The sequence below is a fragment of the Serratia sp. CY29653 genome (assembly GCF_052169255.1).
Classification (GTDB): Bacteria; Pseudomonadota; Gammaproteobacteria; order Enterobacterales; family Enterobacteriaceae; genus Serratia; species Serratia sarumanii.
On the sequence record NZ_JBJNLC010000003.1, the window covers coordinates 40,818 to 58,979 of the forward strand.

At 58.9% G+C, this 18,162-nt stretch carries 16 protein-coding genes; 7 read left to right on the top strand and 9 right to left on the bottom strand.

From position 1 onward, the window contains the following. From panB to panD, 3 genes are all read left to right on the top strand, one after another. Complete coding sequence (gene panB, locus ACJ8HN_RS16500; RefSeq protein ID WP_041036647.1) at window positions 1-795, top strand: 3-methyl-2-oxobutanoate hydroxymethyltransferase; 795 nt, start codon at window positions 1-3, stop codon at window positions 793-795. A gap of 23 nt (window positions 796-818) precedes the next feature. Beyond that, window positions 819-1,673: a pantoate--beta-alanine ligase gene (gene panC / locus ACJ8HN_RS16505; RefSeq protein ID WP_033649603.1), complete on the top strand. Its 855-nt coding sequence runs from the start codon at window positions 819-821 to the stop codon at window positions 1,671-1,673. A 145-nt stretch (window positions 1,674-1,818) separates the two neighbouring features. Further along, on the top strand, window positions 1,819-2,199 hold the full coding sequence (gene panD, locus ACJ8HN_RS16510; protein WP_004937544.1) for an aspartate 1-decarboxylase: 381 nt from the start codon (window positions 1,819-1,821) through the stop codon (window positions 2,197-2,199). 34 nt (window positions 2,200-2,233) lie between these two features. Here panD and ACJ8HN_RS16515 read toward each other — a convergent pair whose 3' ends face one another. The 3 genes from ACJ8HN_RS16515 to ACJ8HN_RS16525 form a co-directional block, all read right to left on the bottom strand. Further along, window positions 2,234-3,514: a polysaccharide deacetylase family protein gene (locus tag ACJ8HN_RS16515; protein WP_033635920.1), complete on the bottom strand. Its 1,281-nt coding sequence runs from the start codon at window positions 3,512-3,514 to the stop codon at window positions 2,234-2,236. A 177-nt stretch (window positions 3,515-3,691) separates the two neighbouring features. Next, complete coding sequence (locus ACJ8HN_RS16520) at window positions 3,692-4,462, bottom strand: ABC transporter permease (protein WP_033635921.1); 771 nt, start codon at window positions 4,460-4,462, stop codon at window positions 3,692-3,694. Beyond that, window positions 4,459-5,382, bottom strand: a complete 924-nt coding sequence (locus ACJ8HN_RS16525) for an ABC transporter ATP-binding protein (protein WP_033635922.1) — start codon at window positions 5,380-5,382, stop codon at window positions 4,459-4,461. Before ACJ8HN_RS16525 ends, ACJ8HN_RS16520 begins: the two co-directional genes overlap by 4 nt. 210 nt (window positions 5,383-5,592) lie before the next feature. Between ACJ8HN_RS16525 and can the strand changes: the two genes are divergently transcribed. Next, complete coding sequence (gene can, locus ACJ8HN_RS16530; protein ID WP_033635923.1) at window positions 5,593-6,249, top strand: carbonate dehydratase; 657 nt, start codon at window positions 5,593-5,595, stop codon at window positions 6,247-6,249. Window positions 6,250-6,286: 37 nt separating this feature from the next. Here can and hpt read toward each other — a convergent pair whose 3' ends face one another. Both hpt and cueO read right to left on the bottom strand, forming a co-directional pair. Next, entirely contained in the window at window positions 6,287-6,823 is a 537-nt protein-coding gene (gene hpt, locus ACJ8HN_RS16535; RefSeq protein ID WP_048234659.1) for a hypoxanthine phosphoribosyltransferase, read from the bottom strand. A gap of 98 nt (window positions 6,824-6,921) precedes the next feature. Beyond that, window positions 6,922-8,589, bottom strand: a complete 1,668-nt coding sequence (gene cueO / locus ACJ8HN_RS16540) for a multicopper oxidase CueO (protein WP_442523713.1) — start codon at window positions 8,587-8,589, stop codon at window positions 6,922-6,924. A 217-nt stretch (window positions 8,590-8,806) separates the two neighbouring features. Between cueO and ACJ8HN_RS16545 the strand changes: the two genes are divergently transcribed. The 3 genes from ACJ8HN_RS16545 to speD all read left to right on the top strand — a co-directional run bounded on the left by ACJ8HN_RS16545 (window position 8,807) and on the right by speD (window position 10,964). Next, the gene (locus ACJ8HN_RS16545; protein WP_004937515.1) at window positions 8,807-9,154 is read left to right on the top strand and encodes a YacC family pilotin-like protein; all 348 of its coding nucleotides are present in this window, start codon (window positions 8,807-8,809) and stop codon (window positions 9,152-9,154) included. A gap of 124 nt (window positions 9,155-9,278) precedes the next feature. Further along, the gene (gene speE / locus ACJ8HN_RS16550) at window positions 9,279-10,142 is read left to right on the top strand and encodes a polyamine aminopropyltransferase (protein WP_041036651.1); all 864 of its coding nucleotides are present in this window, start codon (window positions 9,279-9,281) and stop codon (window positions 10,140-10,142) included. A gap of 27 nt (window positions 10,143-10,169) precedes the next feature. Then, the gene (gene speD, locus ACJ8HN_RS16555) at window positions 10,170-10,964 is read left to right on the top strand and encodes an adenosylmethionine decarboxylase (RefSeq protein WP_004937510.1); all 795 of its coding nucleotides are present in this window, start codon (window positions 10,170-10,172) and stop codon (window positions 10,962-10,964) included. A 32-nt stretch (window positions 10,965-10,996) separates the two neighbouring features. Here the strand turns inward: speD and yacL are convergent, their stop codons facing one another. The 4 genes from yacL to aceF all read right to left on the bottom strand — a co-directional run bounded on the left by yacL (window position 10,997) and on the right by aceF (window position 18,152). Beyond that, window positions 10,997-11,359, bottom strand: coding sequence for a protein YacL (yacL, locus tag ACJ8HN_RS16560; protein WP_004937507.1), 363 nt, complete (start codon window positions 11,357-11,359; stop codon window positions 10,997-10,999). A gap of 139 nt (window positions 11,360-11,498) precedes the next feature. Beyond that, a complete protein-coding gene (acnB, locus tag ACJ8HN_RS16565; RefSeq protein ID WP_033635927.1) occupies window positions 11,499-14,096 on the bottom strand; it encodes a bifunctional aconitate hydratase 2/2-methylisocitrate dehydratase in 2,598 nt (865 codons plus the stop codon). Between the two features lie 514 nt (window positions 14,097-14,610). Next, window positions 14,611-16,035, bottom strand: a complete 1,425-nt coding sequence (gene lpdA / locus ACJ8HN_RS16570; RefSeq protein WP_004937500.1) for a dihydrolipoyl dehydrogenase — start codon at window positions 16,033-16,035, stop codon at window positions 14,611-14,613. 233 nt (window positions 16,036-16,268) lie between these two features. Next, entirely contained in the window at window positions 16,269-18,152 is a 1,884-nt protein-coding gene (aceF, locus tag ACJ8HN_RS16575) for a pyruvate dehydrogenase complex dihydrolipoyllysine-residue acetyltransferase (RefSeq protein WP_442523714.1), read from the bottom strand. Window positions 18,153-18,162 lie beyond the last annotated feature (10 nt).

An 18,162-nucleotide genomic window follows, 5' to 3' on the forward strand; every position in this document is an offset into this window, starting at 1 on the left:
ATGAAACCCACCACCGTGACCCACTTGCGCCAGTGCAAACAGGAGCAACGCAAGTTTGCTACCCTTACCGCCTACGATGCCAGCTTTGCCAAACTGTTTGAAGAGCAAGGCATCAAAGTCCTGTTGGTGGGCGATTCGCTGGGCATGACGCTGCAGGGCCACGACTCCACGCTGCCGGTCACCGTCGCCGACGTAGCCTACCACACGCGCGCCGTGCGCCGCGGCGCGCCGGCCTGCCTGCTGCTGGCCGATCTGCCGTTCATGAGTTACGCCACCCCGGAACAGACCTTCGCCAACGCCGCCGAGCTGATGCGCGCCGGCGCCAACATGGTGAAACTGGAAGGCGGCAGCTGGCTGTGCGACACGGTGAAAATGCTTGCCGAGCGCGCGGTGCCGGTGTGCGGCCATCTGGGCCTGACGCCGCAGTCGGTCAACGTGTTCGGCGGCTATAAGGTGCAAGGGCGCGACGAACTGGCCGCCAAACAGCTGCTGCAGGACGCGCAGAACCTGGAGCTGGCCGGCATTCAGCTGCTGGTGCTGGAATGTGTGCCGACCGAGCTGGCGCGCCAGATCACCGAAGCGCTGTCCATTCCGGTCATCGGCATCGGCGCCGGCAACGGCACCGACGGCCAGATCCTGGTGATGCACGACGCCTTCGGCATCACCGGCGGCCACACGCCGAAGTTCGCCAAGAACTTCCTGGCGCAGAGCGGCGATATCCGCACGGCGGTGCAGCACTACATTCAGGAAGTGGAACAAGGCCTCTACCCGGCGGCTGAACACTCTTTTAACTAAGCGATGGTTCCAGGAGTCACCCAATGATTATTATCGAAACCCTGCCGATGCTGCGTCAGCAGATCCGCCGCTGGCGCCAGGAAGGCAAACGCATCGCGCTGGTGCCGACCATGGGCAACCTGCACGACGGCCATATGACGCTGGTCGATGAAGCGCGCGCCCGCGCCGACGTGGTGGTGGTGAGCATCTTCGTCAACCCGATGCAGTTCGATCGGCCGGACGATCTGGCGCGCTACCCGCGCACGCTGCAGGAAGACAGCGAGAAGCTGACCCGCCGCGGCGTCGATCTGGTGTTCGCGCCAGCCCCGGCTGCAGTCTATCCGCAGGGGCTGGAGCAGCAGACTTACGTCGACGTGCCGGGCATCTCCAGCATCCTGGAAGGCGCAAGCCGGCCGGGCCACTTCCGCGGCGTTTCCACCATCGTCAGCAAGCTGTTTAACCTGGTGCAACCTGACTTGGCCTGCTTCGGCGAGAAAGATTATCAACAGCTGGCGCTAATCCGCAAAATGGTGGCGGACATGGGTTACGACATCGACATCGTCGGTGTGCCGACCGTGCGCGCCAAAGACGGCCTGGCCCTCAGCTCGCGCAACGGCTACCTGACCGCCGAAGAGCGCAAGGTCGCGCCGCAGCTGAGCAAGATCATGAATGGGCTGGCGCAGCAGTTGGCCAATGGCGAGCGCCATATCGAAACGCTGCTGGAACAGACCGCCGAGCAGCTGCGCGCCGCCGGCTTTACGCCGGATGAGCTGTTTATTCGCGACGCCGACAGCCTGCAACCACTGACGGTGGACAGCCAGCGGGCGGTGGTGCTGATGGCCGCCTGGCTGGGCAAGGCGCGTCTTATCGACAACCAGCAGGTCGACCTGACGCTGTAAGCCGTTTTTTATACTGTCGTCACCCTTGGCCACTGACCATTGGTAGACAATGGCGGAGCAATCGGTGACGATAGAGATTGCAGGGATGCAGGAGAGATGTTCAACCCCAGCGCCTGTGAAGGCCGATATTCAGTTAGGTAAAGCTATGATACGTACTATGCTGCAAGGCAAGCTGCATCGCGTCAAAGTCACTCAGGCTGACTTGCACTATGAAGGGTCCTGCGCCATCGACCAGGATTTCCTGGAGGCCGCCGGCATTCTGGAATATGAAGCGATCGATATTTACAACGTGGATAACGGCCAGCGCTTCTCCACCTACGCCATCGCCGCCGAGCGCGGTTCGCGCATCATTTCGGTTAACGGTGCCGCCGCGCGCTGCGCCTGCGTGGGCGACAAACTGATCATCTGCTCCTATGTGCAAATGACCGACGCCGACGCCCGCCAACACCACCCGAAAGTCGCCTATTTCGAAGGTGACAACAACCTGCAGCGCAAGGCGAAAGCCGTGCCGGTTCAGGTCGCCTGACACTAAAACGGGCGCCTTGCGCGCCCGTTCTTCCTTACTGCACCACCACCGTGCCCGGCTTGTTGGCTATCCGATCCGCCATGGTCTGGATCGAGTCGGTGCGCAGAATATACAGCCGCTTCAGCGTATAGGGGTTATCCCCCGGCTTCACCTTGCCCTGCACCGTGGTCACCGCCAGATGGAAACCGGCGTCCTGCGCCGCCTGGATCGCCCGCTGGTTATAGCCGCCGAACGGGTAGGACAGATACAGCACGTGCGGGTTGAACTGCGACAGCGCGCGGCGCGAGCGCTCAAAATCGAACTCGATATTGTGCAGCGAACGGCTCAGCAAAATCGGTTGGCGATTACCGTCGGTGCGGTGCAGGAAGTGAGTGTGCGACTGCACGTCGAACACGTCCTGAATCTGCTTCAGCTCCGAGACGCTCATAAACTGCAGCGAGTCCGGGTTCCATTTCTGCGGGTGGCGTTTGATGCGCGAAGAGATGATGAACGCCGTGGCGCGGAAACCGTAATCCTTCAGCACCGGGTAAGCGTAGCGATAAACCGATTTCAGCCCGTCGTCGAAGGTCAGCACGATCGCCTTGCCCGGCAGGTTGATCTGGTTCTTCAGGTAGGCTTCCAGCTGATACAGCGAAATGGTGTCGTAGCCCGCCTGCTTCAGGTAGGTCATCTGGTTGCTGAACGCCACGTCTGAGGTGGTGGTCGAGGTGTGGCGGAAGCGCTTGTTCTCTTCGTTTTTCAGCAGGTGATGATAGGTCAGCACCGGTATGCCGCTATCGATCTCGCAGTCCAGCTCATTGACAAACCCCAGCCGCTCGCCGATGTTGACCTCGTACCAGGTGTTGTTCAGGCGATCCTTCAGCTTGCCGATGATCGGATAGCGCAGGTTGCCTTCCAGCGTGCCCAAGACCTCGCTGTCCTTGTCCGCCGCGGTATAAACGTCGATCGTTTTTTGGGTGATCAGATTCTGGTTGGTCAGCGGTTTATTCAGCTCGCCCAGATCGTCTTGTACCTTGCGCGACTTCTTCAGTTCGCGCACGTCATCTTTATCGATAAAGCCGGTGCCGTGCCCGAATTTGAATTCGTAGTATTCCGCATCCGCCGGGAACACCTGGATCAGCTGCCCGCGCTTCACTTCTCCTACCGGGATCACATGCTCGCCCACCAACGCATAGACTTCGCTATCGCGCTGCGCTTCCATGTATTCAGATTTAACCGCGCCGTCTTCCGACAGCAGATTCGCCAGGCTCACAGGGGAAACCAACGACATCAGAATGCCGAGGAAACCAGCCGCTAACGTGTATTGAGGCCGCATGATGATGTTCTACTTACGAGTGCGTAATGACTAAAGTGAAGGAAATGTGGAGCGCCAGCATAGCACGATTTGAACAACGGGGAACTAGCGGTTATTTGAGCAATTCTATTGATTTACACGCCGCCTGTGCCAAATCAAGAAAAGCGCCCCCGCCGGAAAAGCGGGGGCGCGATACGATCAGCTGCGCAGGCCGCGGCCGCGCTCGATCAGGTACCAGGAAAGCAGGTAAAACACCGCGATAAACGCCAGCAGCACCGCCATGGTGAACGCCAGCGGCACGTCGTTGATGCCGAGGAAACCGTAGCGGAAACCGCTGATCATATAGACGATGGGATTCAGCTTGGACACCGCCTGCCAGAATGGCGGCAGCAGCGACAGCGAGTAGAACACCCCGCCCAGGTAGGTCAGCGGCGTCAGCACGAAGGTCGGGATCAGGCTGATATCGTCGAAGGTGGTGGCGAACACCGCATTGATCAGCCCCGCCAGCGAGAACAGGATCGCCGTCAGCAGCAGCGTCAGCGCAATCACCCACCAGGCGTGCACCTGCAGCGGCACAAAGAACAGAGAGATGATGGTCACCAGCACGCCGACGCAGATGCCGCGCGCCACGCCGCCGCCGACATAGCCGGCGATCACCACGTGGGTCGGCACCGGCGCCACCAGCAGCTCCTCAATGTTGCGCTGGAATTTGGCGCTGAAGAACGACGAGGCGACGTTGGCATAGGAGTTGGTGATCACCGCCATCATGATAAGGCCGGGCACGATGAACTGCATGTAGCTGAAGCCGTGCATATCGCCGATGCGCGAGCCGATCAGATTGCCGAAGATGATGAAGTACAGCGTCATGGTGATCACCGGCGGCACCAGGGTCTGGATCCAGATGCGCGCGAACCGGTTCACCTCTTTGGCCCAGATGCTCTGCAAGGCCACCCAATACAAACGCGTCATGCTTTTTCTCCATTGCCGTTAACCAGGGTGACAAACAGTTCTTCCAGGCGGTTCGCCTTGTTGCGCATGCTCAGCACCTGCACGCCCTGCGCGCTCAGTTGGGTGAACAGCCCGTTCAGCCCCTGCTCGCGCATCACTTCCACTTCCAGCGTCGAGGTATCCGTCAGGCGGCTGTGGTAACCGTCCAGCTTCGGCAACGGGCTCTTCGCCGCCAAATCGAGGATGAAGGTTTCCGACTTCAGCTTGGCCAGCAGCCCCTTCATCGAGGTGTTTTCCACCAGCTCCCCGTTCTGGATGATGCCGATATTGCGGCACAGCATCTCCGCCTCTTCCAGATAGTGGGTAGTGAGGATAATGGTGGTGCCCTGGGCGTTCAGCTCTTTCAGGAAGCCCCACATCGAGCGACGCAGCTCGATGTCCACCCCGGCGGTCGGCTCATCGAGGATCAGCAGCTTCGGCTGATGCATCAACGCGCGGGCGATCATCAGGCGGCGCTTCATGCCGCCGGACAGCATGCGGGCGCGCTCGTTGCGCTTGCCCCACAGATCCAGCTGATTGAGGTATTTTTCGGCGCGCGCCATCGCTTCACGCCGCGTGACGCCGTAGTAACCCGCCTGGTTCACCACGATCTGCAACACGGTCTCGAACGGGTTGAAGTTGAACTCTTGCGGCACCAGGCCGAGCTGGCGCTTGGCGTTGACGATGTCTTTATCGATGTCGTAACCGAACACCCGCACGCTGCCGGCCGTTTTGTTCACCAGCGAGCTGATGATGCCGATGGTGGTGGATTTTCCGGCGCCGTTTGGCCCCAGCAGGGCATAAAAATCCCCCGCTTCGACGCTCAGGTCGATACCGCGCAGCGCCTTGACGCCACCGGCGTAAGTCTTGGTCAGCTGCGCTAATTCCAGTGCATAATTCATATGTAAAATAGTACCTTATGACGATGAGTATGCCGCCGCGCCCCTGTTTGCGAGGCTTGAAACACTAACGATAATCCTAGCATCGGCGACGTTTTCACTGAGTCGAATCCGTGCGGAAAATGAGGCTGCACCACTGTTCCGATTTCCAAAGTGTGACGCTTACCCTATATTACCCCAACGCAATCTGTCCGTTACGGGTCAATCACCTCCATGAAAGAAATCGAAGAGCTTATCGCCAACAACCAGGCCTGGTCGGCCAACATCAGCCAGGAAGACCCGGAATTTTTTGAACGTTTAGCCCAGGCGCAAAAGCCCCGCTTCTTATGGATTGGTTGCTCTGACAGCCGCGTTCCCGCAGAACGCCTGACCGGCCTCGAGCCGGGTGAACTGTTCGTCCATCGCAACGTGGCGAACCTCGTTATCCACACCGATCTTAACTGCCTGTCGGTGGTGCAGTATGCGGTAGATGTGCTGGAAGTCGAACACATCATCATCTGCGGCCACCTGGGCTGCGGTGGCGTGCAGGCGGCGGTGGAAAACCCGGAGCTGGGGTTGATCGACAACTGGCTGCTGCACATTCGCGATCTGTGGTACAAGCACAGCTCGCTGCTGGGCGAGCTGCCGCCGGAGCAGCGTTTCGACATGCTGTGCGAGATCAACGTCATTGAGCAGGTATACAACCTGGGCCACTCCACCATCATGCAGTCCGCGTGGAAGCGCGGCCAGAAGGTGATGATCCACGGTTGGGTGTACGGCATTCAGGACGGCCGCCTGCGCGATATGGAAGTGCTGGCGACCAGCCGCGAGAGCCTGGAGATGGGCTACCGCAAAGCGATAGCCAAACTGAAGCAGGATAAGGGCATATAACCCCGCCGCGGGCGCGGCTGGCCGCGCCCCACATCAATTACTCGTCCAGCAGCACCACTTTGCCGACGTACGGCAGGTGACGGTAGCGCTGAGCGTAGTCGATGCCATACCCCACCACGAACTCATCCGGGATCGAGAAGCCGACATATTCGACCGGCACCTGCACTTCACGGCGCTCAGGCTTGTCCAGCAAGGTGCAAATCGCCAGCGATTTCGGCCCGCGCAGCGCCAAAATCTCGCGCACTTTGTTCAGCGTGTTGCCGGAATCGATGATGTCTTCCACGATCAGCACGTCTTTGCCGCGAATGTCTTCGTCCAGATCCTTGAGGATCTTCACGTCGCGGGTGGTGGACATGCCGCTGCCGTAGCTGGAGGCGGTCATAAAGTCGACTTCGTGCGGCACGTCGATGGCGCGGCAGAGATCGGCCATGAACATGAAGGAGCCGCGCAGCAGCCCGACCAGCACCATGTCGCTGCCGCTGTCGCGGTAATGTTCGGTGATTTGGCGGCCAAGTTCGGCGATACGGGTCTTAACTTCCTGCTCGGAAATCATTACGTCTACAGTGTGTTTCATAGTATTCAGGTCAGTTGCCGGAAGAAAGGCGCAGAGTTTAGCATAGCCTTTCGCCGGTGGCGACGCGAGCGCGCCGCCACCTGAGCGACGGGCCGCGATCATTCGCCGACGGTGAAGCCCATCATCATGCCGGTATCTTCGTGCTCCAGCAGGTGGCAGTGAGCCATGTACGCATGTTCGCTGCTGGCCGGATGGTCGAAACGCACCAGCACTTCGCTGCGCCACCCTTCGACGCGCACCGTGTCCTTCCAGCCGCTGCGATGCGCCGCCGGCGGTTTGCCATTTTCCGACAGGATACGGAACTGGGTGCCGTGAATATGGAACGGGTGCAACATCATGTCGCCCTCGCCGGAAATGGTCCACTTTTCATACTGGCCCCGTTTGGCGGCGAACATCGGCTTGGTCATGTCGAAGGCCTTGCCGTTGATCATGTTGCCGTGGCTGAAGTCGAACGCTTTGGCTTTACCCTGCGCGCCGCCGTGATCCATCCCGGCCATCTTGCCATGATCCATGCCCTTCATGTTGCCGTGGTCCATGCCCTGCATGCCGCCCTTTTCCATGCCTTTCATGTTGCCGTGGTCCATGCCTTTCATGTCTCCACCGCCCATCGCGCCATGATTCATGCTCATGCCGGCCATCGCCTGGTGACCATAACGATCCATCAGCGCCTGCATGCCGAGCATATCCAGCTGCGGATCCATCATCAGCTGCAGCCAACGCTCCTGGATACCGGTGGTAGCGGGTAATGTCGGCAGCTTCACCAGGCTGTCCGGCATGGTTTTGATGCCCTGCGCCAGCGACGGCTGAATGCGCAACACCGGCAGCGGTTGATCGAACGGCGCCAGCGTCATACCCATCTGCTTCACCGGCAGCGTCACAATGTCGAACGCTTTCCCGTCGGAGGCATCCACCAGCACTTCAAAACGTTCGCCCATCAGCATCGGCAGCTCGGTCAGTTTCACCGGCTCCGCCAGGAAACCGCCGTCGCTGGCGATGACATACAGCGGACGGTTGTCACTGGCCGCCAGATTCAGCGAGCGGGCGTTGCAGCCGTTGAGGAAGCGCAGACGCAGCCAGCCGCGCGGCGCCAAATGTTGCGGATACTGCGCGCCGTTGGTGAATATGCGATCGCCAAACCAGCCCACCGCCGCGCTCATCACATCCAGGCGGTATTCGATTTGTGCGTCTTTGCCCAACCGCTTATCTTGCAGGATCACCGGAATATCATCCTGCCCCCAGGTTTTCGGCAGCGGCAGTTTGGCGCTCTCCTCATCTTCCAGCAGCACCAGCCCCGCCAGCCCCATCATCACCTGGCTGCCGGTTTTACCGTGGGTATGCGGGTGGAACCAGCAGGTGGCCGCCGGTTGATCGACGGTGAAATTCACCGTGCGCGTCGCGCCGGGATGGATCAATGCCTGCGGGCCGCCATCGACGTCGCCGGGAATTTCCAGGCCGTGCCAGTGGACGGTGCTGGCCTCCGCCAGGCCGTTTTTGATATCGACCGTCACCGGCTGGCCACGCTGCAGCTGCACCGCCGGCCCGAGCAGCGCGCCGTTGAATCCCCAGGTTTCGGTGGCGGCGCCGGGCAACCAGCGGGTTTCCCCCGCCTGCAGCGCCAGCGCAATTTTTCCCTGCGCGTCCGGCGTCAACAACGGCGGCACCGGCAGGGCCGGCCGATCGGCCGCCCAGGCGGCCCGGCTCCATAACGGCAATGTGCTCGCAGCGCCCAGTGCGGCGGTTAATTTAATAAAATCACGGCGTAACATCGCTGACTCCCTTTTCTCAGTGACATAACTCAATGCCGCCAGCCTAAACCTTCCCCCTGGCGGAAGGTCAAGCCTTTCCTGGCGGTATTTTAAGCTATGCCTCACAATCAAGAGAATATGGCTGGCAAACGCAACGCCGGCCCGGCAGCAATAAAATTTGGTGCCTTTACAGGCAAGTGTGGTAACGTCAGCAAACGACAAACAGGCCTATTTCATGATGAAAAAAACAACGTTATCGATGCTGTTGCTGGCGATGCTGGGCTTCTCCAACGCCAGTCTGGCGCTGAATGAATCCGAGGCGGAAGATCTGGCCGATCTGACGGCGGTATTTATTTATTTGAAAAATGATTGCGGCTACAACGATTTGCCAAACGCGCAAATCAAACGCGCCATCGTCTATTTCGCGCAACAAAACCGCTGGGATTTGAGCAACTACAACAGCTTCAATATGAAGGCGCTGGGCGAAGACAGCTATCGCGATCTCAGCGGCATCGCCATTCCAACGCCCAAGAAGTGCAAATCGCTCGCGCGCGACTCTTTGAGCCTGCTGGCCTACGCCAACTAATTCCTTCCCCTTTCCCGCCCGCCTAACGCTCTCTCTGTCTGAAATTCAACCGTGCATCGCCAGGCAGAGTTAGCTATGATGTTGCGCCGATTTTTCATGGCTGTTATTACGGAGTTTCCCGCACATGACCCAGAAAGAAATTTGGTACGAAACGCTGCATACGGGCTTCGGCCAGTATTTCTCGGTAGAGAAGGTGCTGTACCGCGAGAAGACCGATCACCAGGATCTGGTGATCTTCGAGAACCCGGTGCTGGGGCGCGTGATGGCGCTCGACGGCGTGGTGCAAACCACCGAGCGCGACGAGTTCATCTATCACGAAATGCTGACCCACGTGCCGCTGCTGGCGCACGGCGCGGCGAAGAAAGTGCTGATCATCGGCGGCGGCGACGGCGGCATGCTGCGCGAAGTCAGCCGGCACCCTGGCGTGGAGCAGATCACCATGGTCGAGATCGACGCCGGTGTCGTCGAGTTCTGCCGCCAGTACCTGCCCAACCACAGCGCCGGCGCCTATGACGATCCGCGCTTCAAGCTGGTGATCGACGACGGCGTCAACTTCGTGAACCAAACCGACGAAACCTTCGATGTGATCATCTCCGACTGCACCGATCCGATCGGCCCCGGCGAAAGCCTGTTCACTTCGGCGTTTTATGAAGGCTGCGCCCGCTGCCTGAATGAGGGCGGCATTTTCGTCGCGCAGAACGGCGTCTGCTTCCTGCAACAGGACGAGGCGGTCAACAGCCACGCCAAACTGAGCCGCTACTTTACCGACGTCAGCTTCTATCAGGCGGCGATCCCGACCTATTACGGCGGCATCATGACCTTTGCCTGGGCGAGCCAGAACCCGGCGCTGCGCCAGCGCGATCTGCCTACTCTGCAACAGCGCTTTAACCAAAGCGGCCTACACTGTCGTTATTACAACCCGGCAATTCACGTCGGCAGTTTTGCCCTGCCGCAATATTTGCTCAATGCCCTGAACGTAACACGTTAAGCGAGAAGATAAAGGAGGTGGCCCAAATTGCATAAGCTAAAACTGCACGGCTTCAACAACCTGACCAAGAGCCTGAGTTTTTGTATTTACGATATTTGTTACGCCAAGACCGCGGACGACCGCGACGGCTATATCGCCTACATTGACGAACAATATAACGCCAACCGGCTGACCGAGATCCTGAGCGAAACCTGCTCGATCATCGGCGCCAATATTCTGAACATCGCGCGTCAGGACTACGAGCCGCAGGGCGCCAGCGTCACCATCCTGGTCAGCGAAGAGCCGATCGATCCGAAAGACGTCGATACGTCGGAGCATCCCGGCCCGCTGCCGAACACGGTCGTTGCGCACCTGGACAAGAGCCATATCTGCGTACACACCTACCCGGAAAGCCATCCGGAAGGCGGGCTATGCACCTTCCGCGCCGATATCGAGGTTTCGACCTGCGGCGTCATTTCGCCCCTCAAGGCGCTGAACTACTTAATTCACCAGTTGGAATCCGACATCGTCACCATGGACTATCGCGTGCGCGGTTTTACCCGCGACGTGAACGGCGTGAAACATTACATCGATCATGAGATCAATTCGATCCAGAACTTTATGTCGGAAGACATCAAGGCGCTGTATCACATGATGGACGTGAACGTTTACCAGGAAAATATCTTCCATACCAAGATGTTGCTGAAAGATTTCGATCTGAAGCACTACCTGTTCAACGCGGAACCGGAGGCGCTGAGCGCCGCCGAACGCAAGCAGATCACCGATCTGTTATGGAAAGAGATGCAGGAAATCTATTACGGCCGCAATATTCCGCATCTGTGATGGAAAGGGCGCGGCACGCCGCGCCCTGATGCTTAGTATTTCAGCATGAAAGAACGATAGGCCTTCAACACCAGCAGGAAGTCCTCAACGCCGCAGAATGAGAGGCTTTCTTCGTCGTAGTAATTCATCCCCTCTTCCATTTCATCGCCTTCGAACTCCAGCTGATTGGCGCGGATCATCACTTCTTCACCATCCATCAGCAGCGTATATTCATGGCCTTCCAGCTGCCATTGACGTTCACTGCCTTTGACCTCGGCCGCACCGGCTTCAATCCGGTCCAGCAGGTTGAAATCGCCTTTGACTTCTTCGTTGATCCAGTGGCCAATCGCTTCATGCCCCATCGAAAATCTGACGATCACCTGACCGGTGACGTCACGCAGAAATTCGTAATCCATAGCATGCCCTCCTGAGCCCTTTTTCTTAGTGTAAACATAAATGGCGGACTAACTCAGTGAGCGCTCGCAAAGTTGGCAACTGAGCAAAATAAAACGGGAGGCCAAGGCCTCCCGTTAAACAGTTGCGCAATATAGCGGCTTACACGGCGGTTTGGAAGATCACGCCGTCGGCTTTTTCGGTGTACTGCCCCAGCTGGTCAAAGTTCAGGTAGCGGTAGGTATCCGCCGCTGTCTTGTCGACCTGCGCCATATAGGTCTGGTACTCGTCCGGCGTCGGCAGGCGGCCCAGCAGGGACGCAACCGCAGCCAGTTCGGCTGACGCCAGATAGACGTTGGCGCCGGTACCCAGACGGTTCGGGAAGTTACGGGTCGAAGTGGAAACCACCGTCGCACCGTCCGCCACGCGCGCCTGGTTGCCCATGCACAGCGAGCAGCCCGGAATCTCGATACGCGCGCCGCTTTTGCCGAAGACGCTGTAGTAGCCTTCTTCGGTCAGCTGAGCCGCGTCCATCTTGGTTGGCGGCGCCACCCACAGACGGGTTGGCAGCTGGCCCTTGTGCTGATCCAGCAGCTTGCCGGCCGCGCGGAAGTGGCCGATGTTGGTCATGCAAGACCCGATGAACACTTCATCGATTTTGCTGTTGGCCACGTCGGACAGCAGGCGCGCATCGTCAGGATCGTTCGGTGCGCACAGGATCGGCTCCTTGATCTCGTTCAGATCGATGTCGATCACCGCCGCGTATTCCGCATCCGCATCGCCTTCCAGCAGTTGCGGATCCGCCAGCCATTTTTCCATGCCCTGAATACGGCGCTCAAGCGTACGGCGATCGCCGTAACCTTCGGAGATCATCCACTTCAGCAGCACGATGTTGGAGTTCAGGTACTCTTCGATCGGCGCCTTGTCCAGCTTGATGGTACAACCGGCGGCGGAACGTTCGGCGGACGCATCGGTCAGCTCAAACGCCTGCTCGACCTTCAGATCCGGCAGGCCTTCGATCTCCAGGATGCGGCCGGAGAAGATGTTTTTCTTGCCCTTCTTCTCGACGGTCAGCAAGCCTTGCTGGATCGCGTAGTAAGGGATGGCGTGCACCAGATCGCGCAGGGTGATGCCCGGCTGCATTTTGCCTTTGAAGCGCACCAGCACCGACTCAGGCATATCCAGCGGCATTACGCCGGTCGCGGCGGCAAACGCCACCAGGCCGGAACCGGCCGGGAAGGAGATGCCGATCGGGAAGCGGGTGTGGGAATCGCCGCCGGTGCCGACGGTGTCAGGCAGCAGCATGCGGTTCAGCCAGGAGTGGATCACGCCGTCGCCCGGACGCAGCGAGACGCCGCCGCGGTTCATGATGAAGTCAGGCAGCGTGTGGTGCGTGGTCACGTCGACCGGTTTCGGGTACGCGGCGGTGTGGCAGAATGACTGCATGACCAGATCGGCGGAGAAGCCGAGGCAGGCCAGGTCTTTCAGCTCATCGCGGGTCATCGGGCCGGTGGTGTCCTGAGAACCGACGGAGGTCATCTTCGGTTCGCAGTATTCGCCAGGGCGAATGCCGGCGACGCCGCAGGCGCGGCCGACCATTTTCTGCGCCAGCGAGAAGCCTTTGCTGCTGGCGGCGACCGGTTTGGCGATACGGAACACATCGCTGTGCGGCAGACCCAGCGCTTCGCGCGCCTTGGTGGTCAGGCCGCGGCCGATGATCAGCGGGATACGGCCGCCGGCGCGCACTTCATCCAGCAGCACGTCGGTTTTCAGCTCGAAGTTGGCGATCAGCGCGCCGGTTTCGTGGTTGCGCACTTCACCTTTGTATGGGTAAACGTCGATCACGTCGCCCATGTTCAGCTCGGACACGTCCACTTCGATCGGCAAGGCGCCGGCATCTTCCATGGTGTTGAAGAAGATAGGCGCAATCTTGCCGCCCAGCACCACGCCGCCGCCGCGCTTGTTCGGCACGTGCGGGATGTCGTCGCCCATAAACCACAGCACGGAGTTGGTGGCGGATTTACGGGAAGAACCGGTGCCGACCACGTCGCCGACGTAAGCCAGCGGGAAGCCTTTTTTGTTCAGCAGTTCGATCTGTTTGATCGGGCCGACGCTGCCCGGCTGATCCGGCACGATGCCTTCACGTTCGTTTTTCAGCATCGCCAGCGCGTGCAGCGGGATGTCCGGGCGCGACCAGGCGTCCGGCGCCGGAGAAAGGTCATCGGTGTTGGTTTCGCCGGTGACTTTGAACACGGTGACGGTGATCTTTTCCGCCAGCTCAGGGCGCGACAGGTACCATTCGGCGTCGGCCCAGGACTGCATGATCTGCTTGGCGTGCGGGTTACCGGCCTTGGCCTTCTCTTCCACGTCGTAGAAGTTGTCGAACATCAGCAGCGTGTGGGACAGCGCTTTGGCGGCGATAGGCGCCAGCGTTTCGTTATCCAGCGCTTCGATCAGCGGGTGAATGTTATAGCCGCCCTGCATGGTGCCTAACAGTTCAATGGCTTTCTCGGGGGTAACCAGGGGGGATGTCGCTTCACCTTTGGCGATGGCCGCCAGGAAACCTGCTTTGACGTAGGCGGCTTCGTCGACGCCCGGTGGAACACGGTTAATCAGCAGGTCTAACAGGAATTCTTCTTCGCCTTTTGGCGGATTCTTCAGTAGTTCGACCAGCGCGGCCATTTGGGTGGCGTCTAGCGGCTTAGGGGCGATGCCCTCAGCAGCACGCTCGGCTACGTGCTTACGGTATTCTTCTAGCACGACGTTCTCCTCGCTCTCATTGTCATTTATTGTGCCTGGCGTATATGCAAACCGGGTTTATACCCTTGGGGTTTCACTCTGTGGCTAGGCGATCGGCCCGTAAAGGCCCCGAAACGGTGATTGGGGCAAACAGACACGGTCAAACAGCGTTACAGCATGAAAGACTGATGGGTAGAGCGCACGGCGATATTGATGCCATCTATCCTGACGGGGCACTGCTGTCGATGTCCTGGACTGTAAGGTACAGTGCCCGGTTCCGCTCAGCCAGCATATCAGGATTTGAAACGGTTGTTAATTCGTTCACATAAAAGCAACATTAAATCTTTGCTGAATCGTTGAGCGCAGCGTAATCGGCTGCCGGACTAGCAGGGCATTATATCCATATAATTAGAATGGATATAAGCAGAGGGATTGGAATTTGGCGCAGCGGCCACAAAAAAACCGCTTTCTGAGTTTGAGCAAAAAAAACGGCTCCTTGTCAGGAGCCGCTTGTTAACCGGTCAAACCAGCAGAATTACTTCTTCTTGGCTTTCGGGTTAGGCAGGTCGGTGATGCTGCCTTCGTAGATCTCCGCCGCCAGGCCCACGGATTCGTGCAGGGTCGGGTGAGCGTGGATGGTCAGCGCGATGTCTTCCGCGTCGCAGCCCATCTCGATAGCCAGACCGATTTCACCCAGCAGTTCGCCGCCGTTGGTGCCGACAATCGCGCCACCGATGATGCGGTGAGTTTCTTTGTCGAAGATCAGTTTGGTCATGCCGTCGGCACAGTCGGAAGCGATCGCACGGCCGGAAGCCGCCCACGGGAAGGTGGAGGTTTCGTAGCTGATGCCTTTCTCTTTCGCTTCTTTCTCGGTCAGACCCACCCATGCCACTTCCGGCTCGGTGTAAGCGATGGATGGGATCACTTTCGGATCGAAGTAGTGCTTCATGCCGGCGATAACTTCTGCGGCAACGTGGCCTTCGTGCACGCCTTTGTGCGCCAGCATCGGCTGACCGACGATGTCGCCGATAGCGAAGATGTGCGGCACGTTGGTGCGCAGCTGTTTGTCGACGTTGATGAAGCCACGCTCGTCAACTTCAACACCGGCTTTGCCGGCATCCAGCAGTTTGCCGTTCGGCACGCGGCCGATCGCCACCAGCACCGCGTCGTAACGCTGTGGTTCTGCCGGCGCTTTTTTACCTTCCATCGTGACGTAGATGCCGTCTTCTTTGGCTTCTACCGCGGTCACTTTGGTTTCCAGCATCAGGTTGAACTGCTTGCTGATACGTTTGGTGAAGACTTTCACCACGTCTTTATCTGCCGCCGGGATAACCTGATCGAACATCTCAACGACGTCGATCTGTGAACCCAGCGCATGGTATACGGTGCCCATTTCCAGGCCGATGATGCCGCCGCCCATAACCAGCAGACGCTCTGGGACGGTTTTCAGCTCCAGCGCATCGGTGGAATCCCACACGCGTGGATCTTCATGAGGAATGAATGGCAGTTGGATCGGGCGAGAACCTGCAGCGATGATGGCGTTGTCGAAGTTGATGGTGGTTGGGCCGTTTTCGCCTTCAACAACCAGGGTGTTAGCGCCGGTGAACTTGCCCAGGCCGTTGACCACTTTCACTTTACGGCCTTTCGCCATGCCAGCCAGACCGCCGGTCAGCTGAGTGATGACTTTTTCTTTCCAGACGCGCACTTTGTCGATGTCGGTTTTCGGCTCGCCGAAAACGATGCCGTGTTCGGCCAGCGCTTTGGCTTCTTCGATCACTTTGGCAACGTGCAGCAGTGCTTTGGAAGGGATACATCCCACGTTCAGGCAAACCCCGCCCAGAGTGGAATAACGTTCAACCAGAACGGTTTCAAGACCTAAGTCAGCGCAACGAAAGGCTGCAGAGTAACCTGCCGGGCCCGCCCCAAGTACCACGACCTGAGTTTTAATTTCAGTACTCATCATGACCTCTTAATTGATTGTCCGGCGGGTCAGACGTCATTTTTATTGCTAATCGATCTCATAACGCCCTTCATCCACCGGGACGCTTACACCGCGAGCAGTTTACAGAATTGTTAATAATCTGCAAAGCGTGTTCGAGTGACCCGTGTCTCAACAATTTTGTCGAGTTATGCAAAATCCGACAAAACTGCTACAGAATCGTCAGGGGCGCAGCATGCTGCGCCCCTTTTGCATTACATCACCAGACGGCGAATGTCGGACAACATGTTGTTGATGATGGTGATGAAGCGCGCACCATCGGCACCGTCGATAACGCGGTGGTCGAAGGACAGCGACATCGGCATCATCAGGCGCGGCATGAACTCTTTACCGTTCCAGACCGGCTCCATCGCAGACTTGGAGACGCCCAGGATAGCCACTTCCGGCGCGTTGACGATCGGCGCGAAGTGGGTCGTCCCGATGCCGCCCAGGCTGGAGATGGTGAAGCAGCCGCCCTGCATCTCGCCCGCGGTCAGCTTGCCGTCGCGCGCTTTCTTGGAGATGGTCATCAGTTCGCGAGACAGCTCGGTGATGCTCTTCTTGTTCACGTCCTTGAACACCGGAACCACCAGGCCGTTCGGGGTATCTACCGCCACGCCGATGTTGATGTATTTCTTCAGCGTCAGCTTCTGACCGTCTTCGGACAGCGAGCTGTTGAAGCGCGGCATCTGCTCCAGAGCGGCAGCAACGGCTTTCATGATGAACACGACAGGCGTGAACTTCACGTCCAGCTTGCGCTTGGCCGCTTCTTCGTTCTGCTGTTTGCGGAACGCTTCCAGATCGGTGATGTCGGTTTTGTCGAAGTGAGTCACGTGCGGGATCATCACCCAGTTGCGGCTCAGGTTCGCACCAGAGATCTTCTGGATGCGGCCCATTTCGACTTCTTCGATCTCGCCGAACTTGCTGAAGTCCACTTTCGGCCATGGCAACATGCCTGGCAGACCGCCGCCGGCAGCGGCCGGGGCCGCTTCAGCGCGTTTCACCGCGTCTTTCACGTAAGCCTGAACGTCTTCGCGCAGGATACGGCCTTTACGACCGGTGCCTTTCACTTTCGCCAGGTTAACGCCGAATTCACGCGCCAGACGACGAATGACCGGGGTCGCGTGCACGTATGCCGCGTTCTCGGCGAACTCGCCTTTGTCGTCAGCTTTCGCAGCCGGAGCGGCGGCTTTCGCGGCGGCCGGCGCCGACGCAGCTTCCGCTTTAGCGGCTGGAGCGGCGGCAGCGGCAGGCGCAGCGCCTTCCACTTCGAACACCATGATCAGGGAGCCGGTTTTCACTTTGTCGCCGGTCGCGATCTTGATCTCTTTCACGGTACCCGCGAACGGTGCAGGCACTTCCATGGAGGCCTTGTCGCCCTCCACGGTAATCAGAGACTGCTCGGCGGCAACCTTGTCGCCCACCTTCACCATCACTTCGGTCACTTCGACTTCGTCACCGCCGATATCCGGCACGGCGACGTCTTTGGCCGCAGAGGCCGCAGGCGCTGCAGCGGCGGCAGGAGCTTCAACCGCAGCCGGGGCCGCAGCGGAAGCGGCGCCGGCCACTTCGAACACCATGATCAGGGAGCCGGTTTTCACTTTGTCGCCGGTCGCGATCTTGATCTCTTTCACGGTGCCCGCGAACGGCGCAGGGACTTCCATGGAAGCCTTGTCGCCTTCCACGGTGATCAGGGACTGCTCGGCTTCCACCTTGTCGCCCACTTTCACCAGGATCTCGGTCACTTCGACTTCGTCGGCGCCGATGTCCGGCACGGCAACGTCTTTGGCCGCAGCGGCGGCCGGGGCAGCTGCTGCTGCTGCCGGTTTTTCTTCCACTTTCGCAGCCGGTGCAGCTTCCGCTGCGCCTGCCGCTTCGAAGATCATGATCAGTTTGCCGGTTTCGGTTTTATCGCCGACCGCCACTTTGATCTCTTTCACCACGCCCGCCTGCGGGGATGGCACTTCCATGGAAGCCTTGTCGCCTTCCACGGTGATCAGCGATTGTTCCGCTTCAACTTTATCGCCGACCTTCACCAGAATCTCGGTGATTTCGACTTCATCTGCACCGATGTCCGGTACGTTGATTTCGATAGACATTATTCAGTAC

What these genes read in the sequence shown, in the direction of transcription:
- hpt (WP_048234659.1), bottom strand. Translation starts at nt 6,823, where the DNA reads ATGAAACACACTGTAGACGTAATGATTTCCGAGCAGGAAGTTAAGACC.
- ACJ8HN_RS16525 (WP_033635922.1), bottom strand. Translation starts at nt 5,382, where the DNA reads ATGAATTATGCACTGGAATTAGCGCAGCTGACCAAGACTTACGCCGGT.
- aceF (WP_442523714.1), bottom strand. Translation starts at nt 18,152, where the DNA reads ATGTCTATCGAAATCAACGTACCGGACATCGGTGCAGATGAAGTCGAA.
- lpdA (WP_004937500.1), bottom strand. Translation starts at nt 16,035, where the DNA reads ATGAGTACTGAAATTAAAACTCAGGTCGTGGTACTTGGGGCGGGCCCG.
- panD (WP_004937544.1), top strand. Translation starts at nt 1,819, where the DNA reads ATGATACGTACTATGCTGCAAGGCAAGCTGCATCGCGTCAAAGTCACT.
- ACJ8HN_RS16515 (WP_033635920.1), bottom strand. Translation starts at nt 3,514, where the DNA reads ATGCGGCCTCAATACACGTTAGCGGCTGGTTTCCTCGGCATTCTGATG.
- panC (WP_033649603.1), top strand. Translation starts at nt 819, where the DNA reads ATGATTATTATCGAAACCCTGCCGATGCTGCGTCAGCAGATCCGCCGC.
- panB (WP_041036647.1), top strand. Translation starts at nt 1, where the DNA reads ATGAAACCCACCACCGTGACCCACTTGCGCCAGTGCAAACAGGAGCAA.
- ACJ8HN_RS16545 (WP_004937515.1), top strand. Translation starts at nt 8,807, where the DNA reads ATGAAAAAAACAACGTTATCGATGCTGTTGCTGGCGATGCTGGGCTTC.
- ACJ8HN_RS16520 (WP_033635921.1), bottom strand. Translation starts at nt 4,462, where the DNA reads ATGACGCGTTTGTATTGGGTGGCCTTGCAGAGCATCTGGGCCAAAGAG.
- can (WP_033635923.1), top strand. Translation starts at nt 5,593, where the DNA reads ATGAAAGAAATCGAAGAGCTTATCGCCAACAACCAGGCCTGGTCGGCC.
- cueO (WP_442523713.1), bottom strand. Translation starts at nt 8,589, where the DNA reads ATGTTACGCCGTGATTTTATTAAATTAACCGCCGCACTGGGCGCTGCG.
- yacL (WP_004937507.1), bottom strand. Translation starts at nt 11,359, where the DNA reads ATGGATTACGAATTTCTGCGTGACGTCACCGGTCAGGTGATCGTCAGA.
- speE (WP_041036651.1), top strand. Translation starts at nt 9,279, where the DNA reads ATGACCCAGAAAGAAATTTGGTACGAAACGCTGCATACGGGCTTCGGC.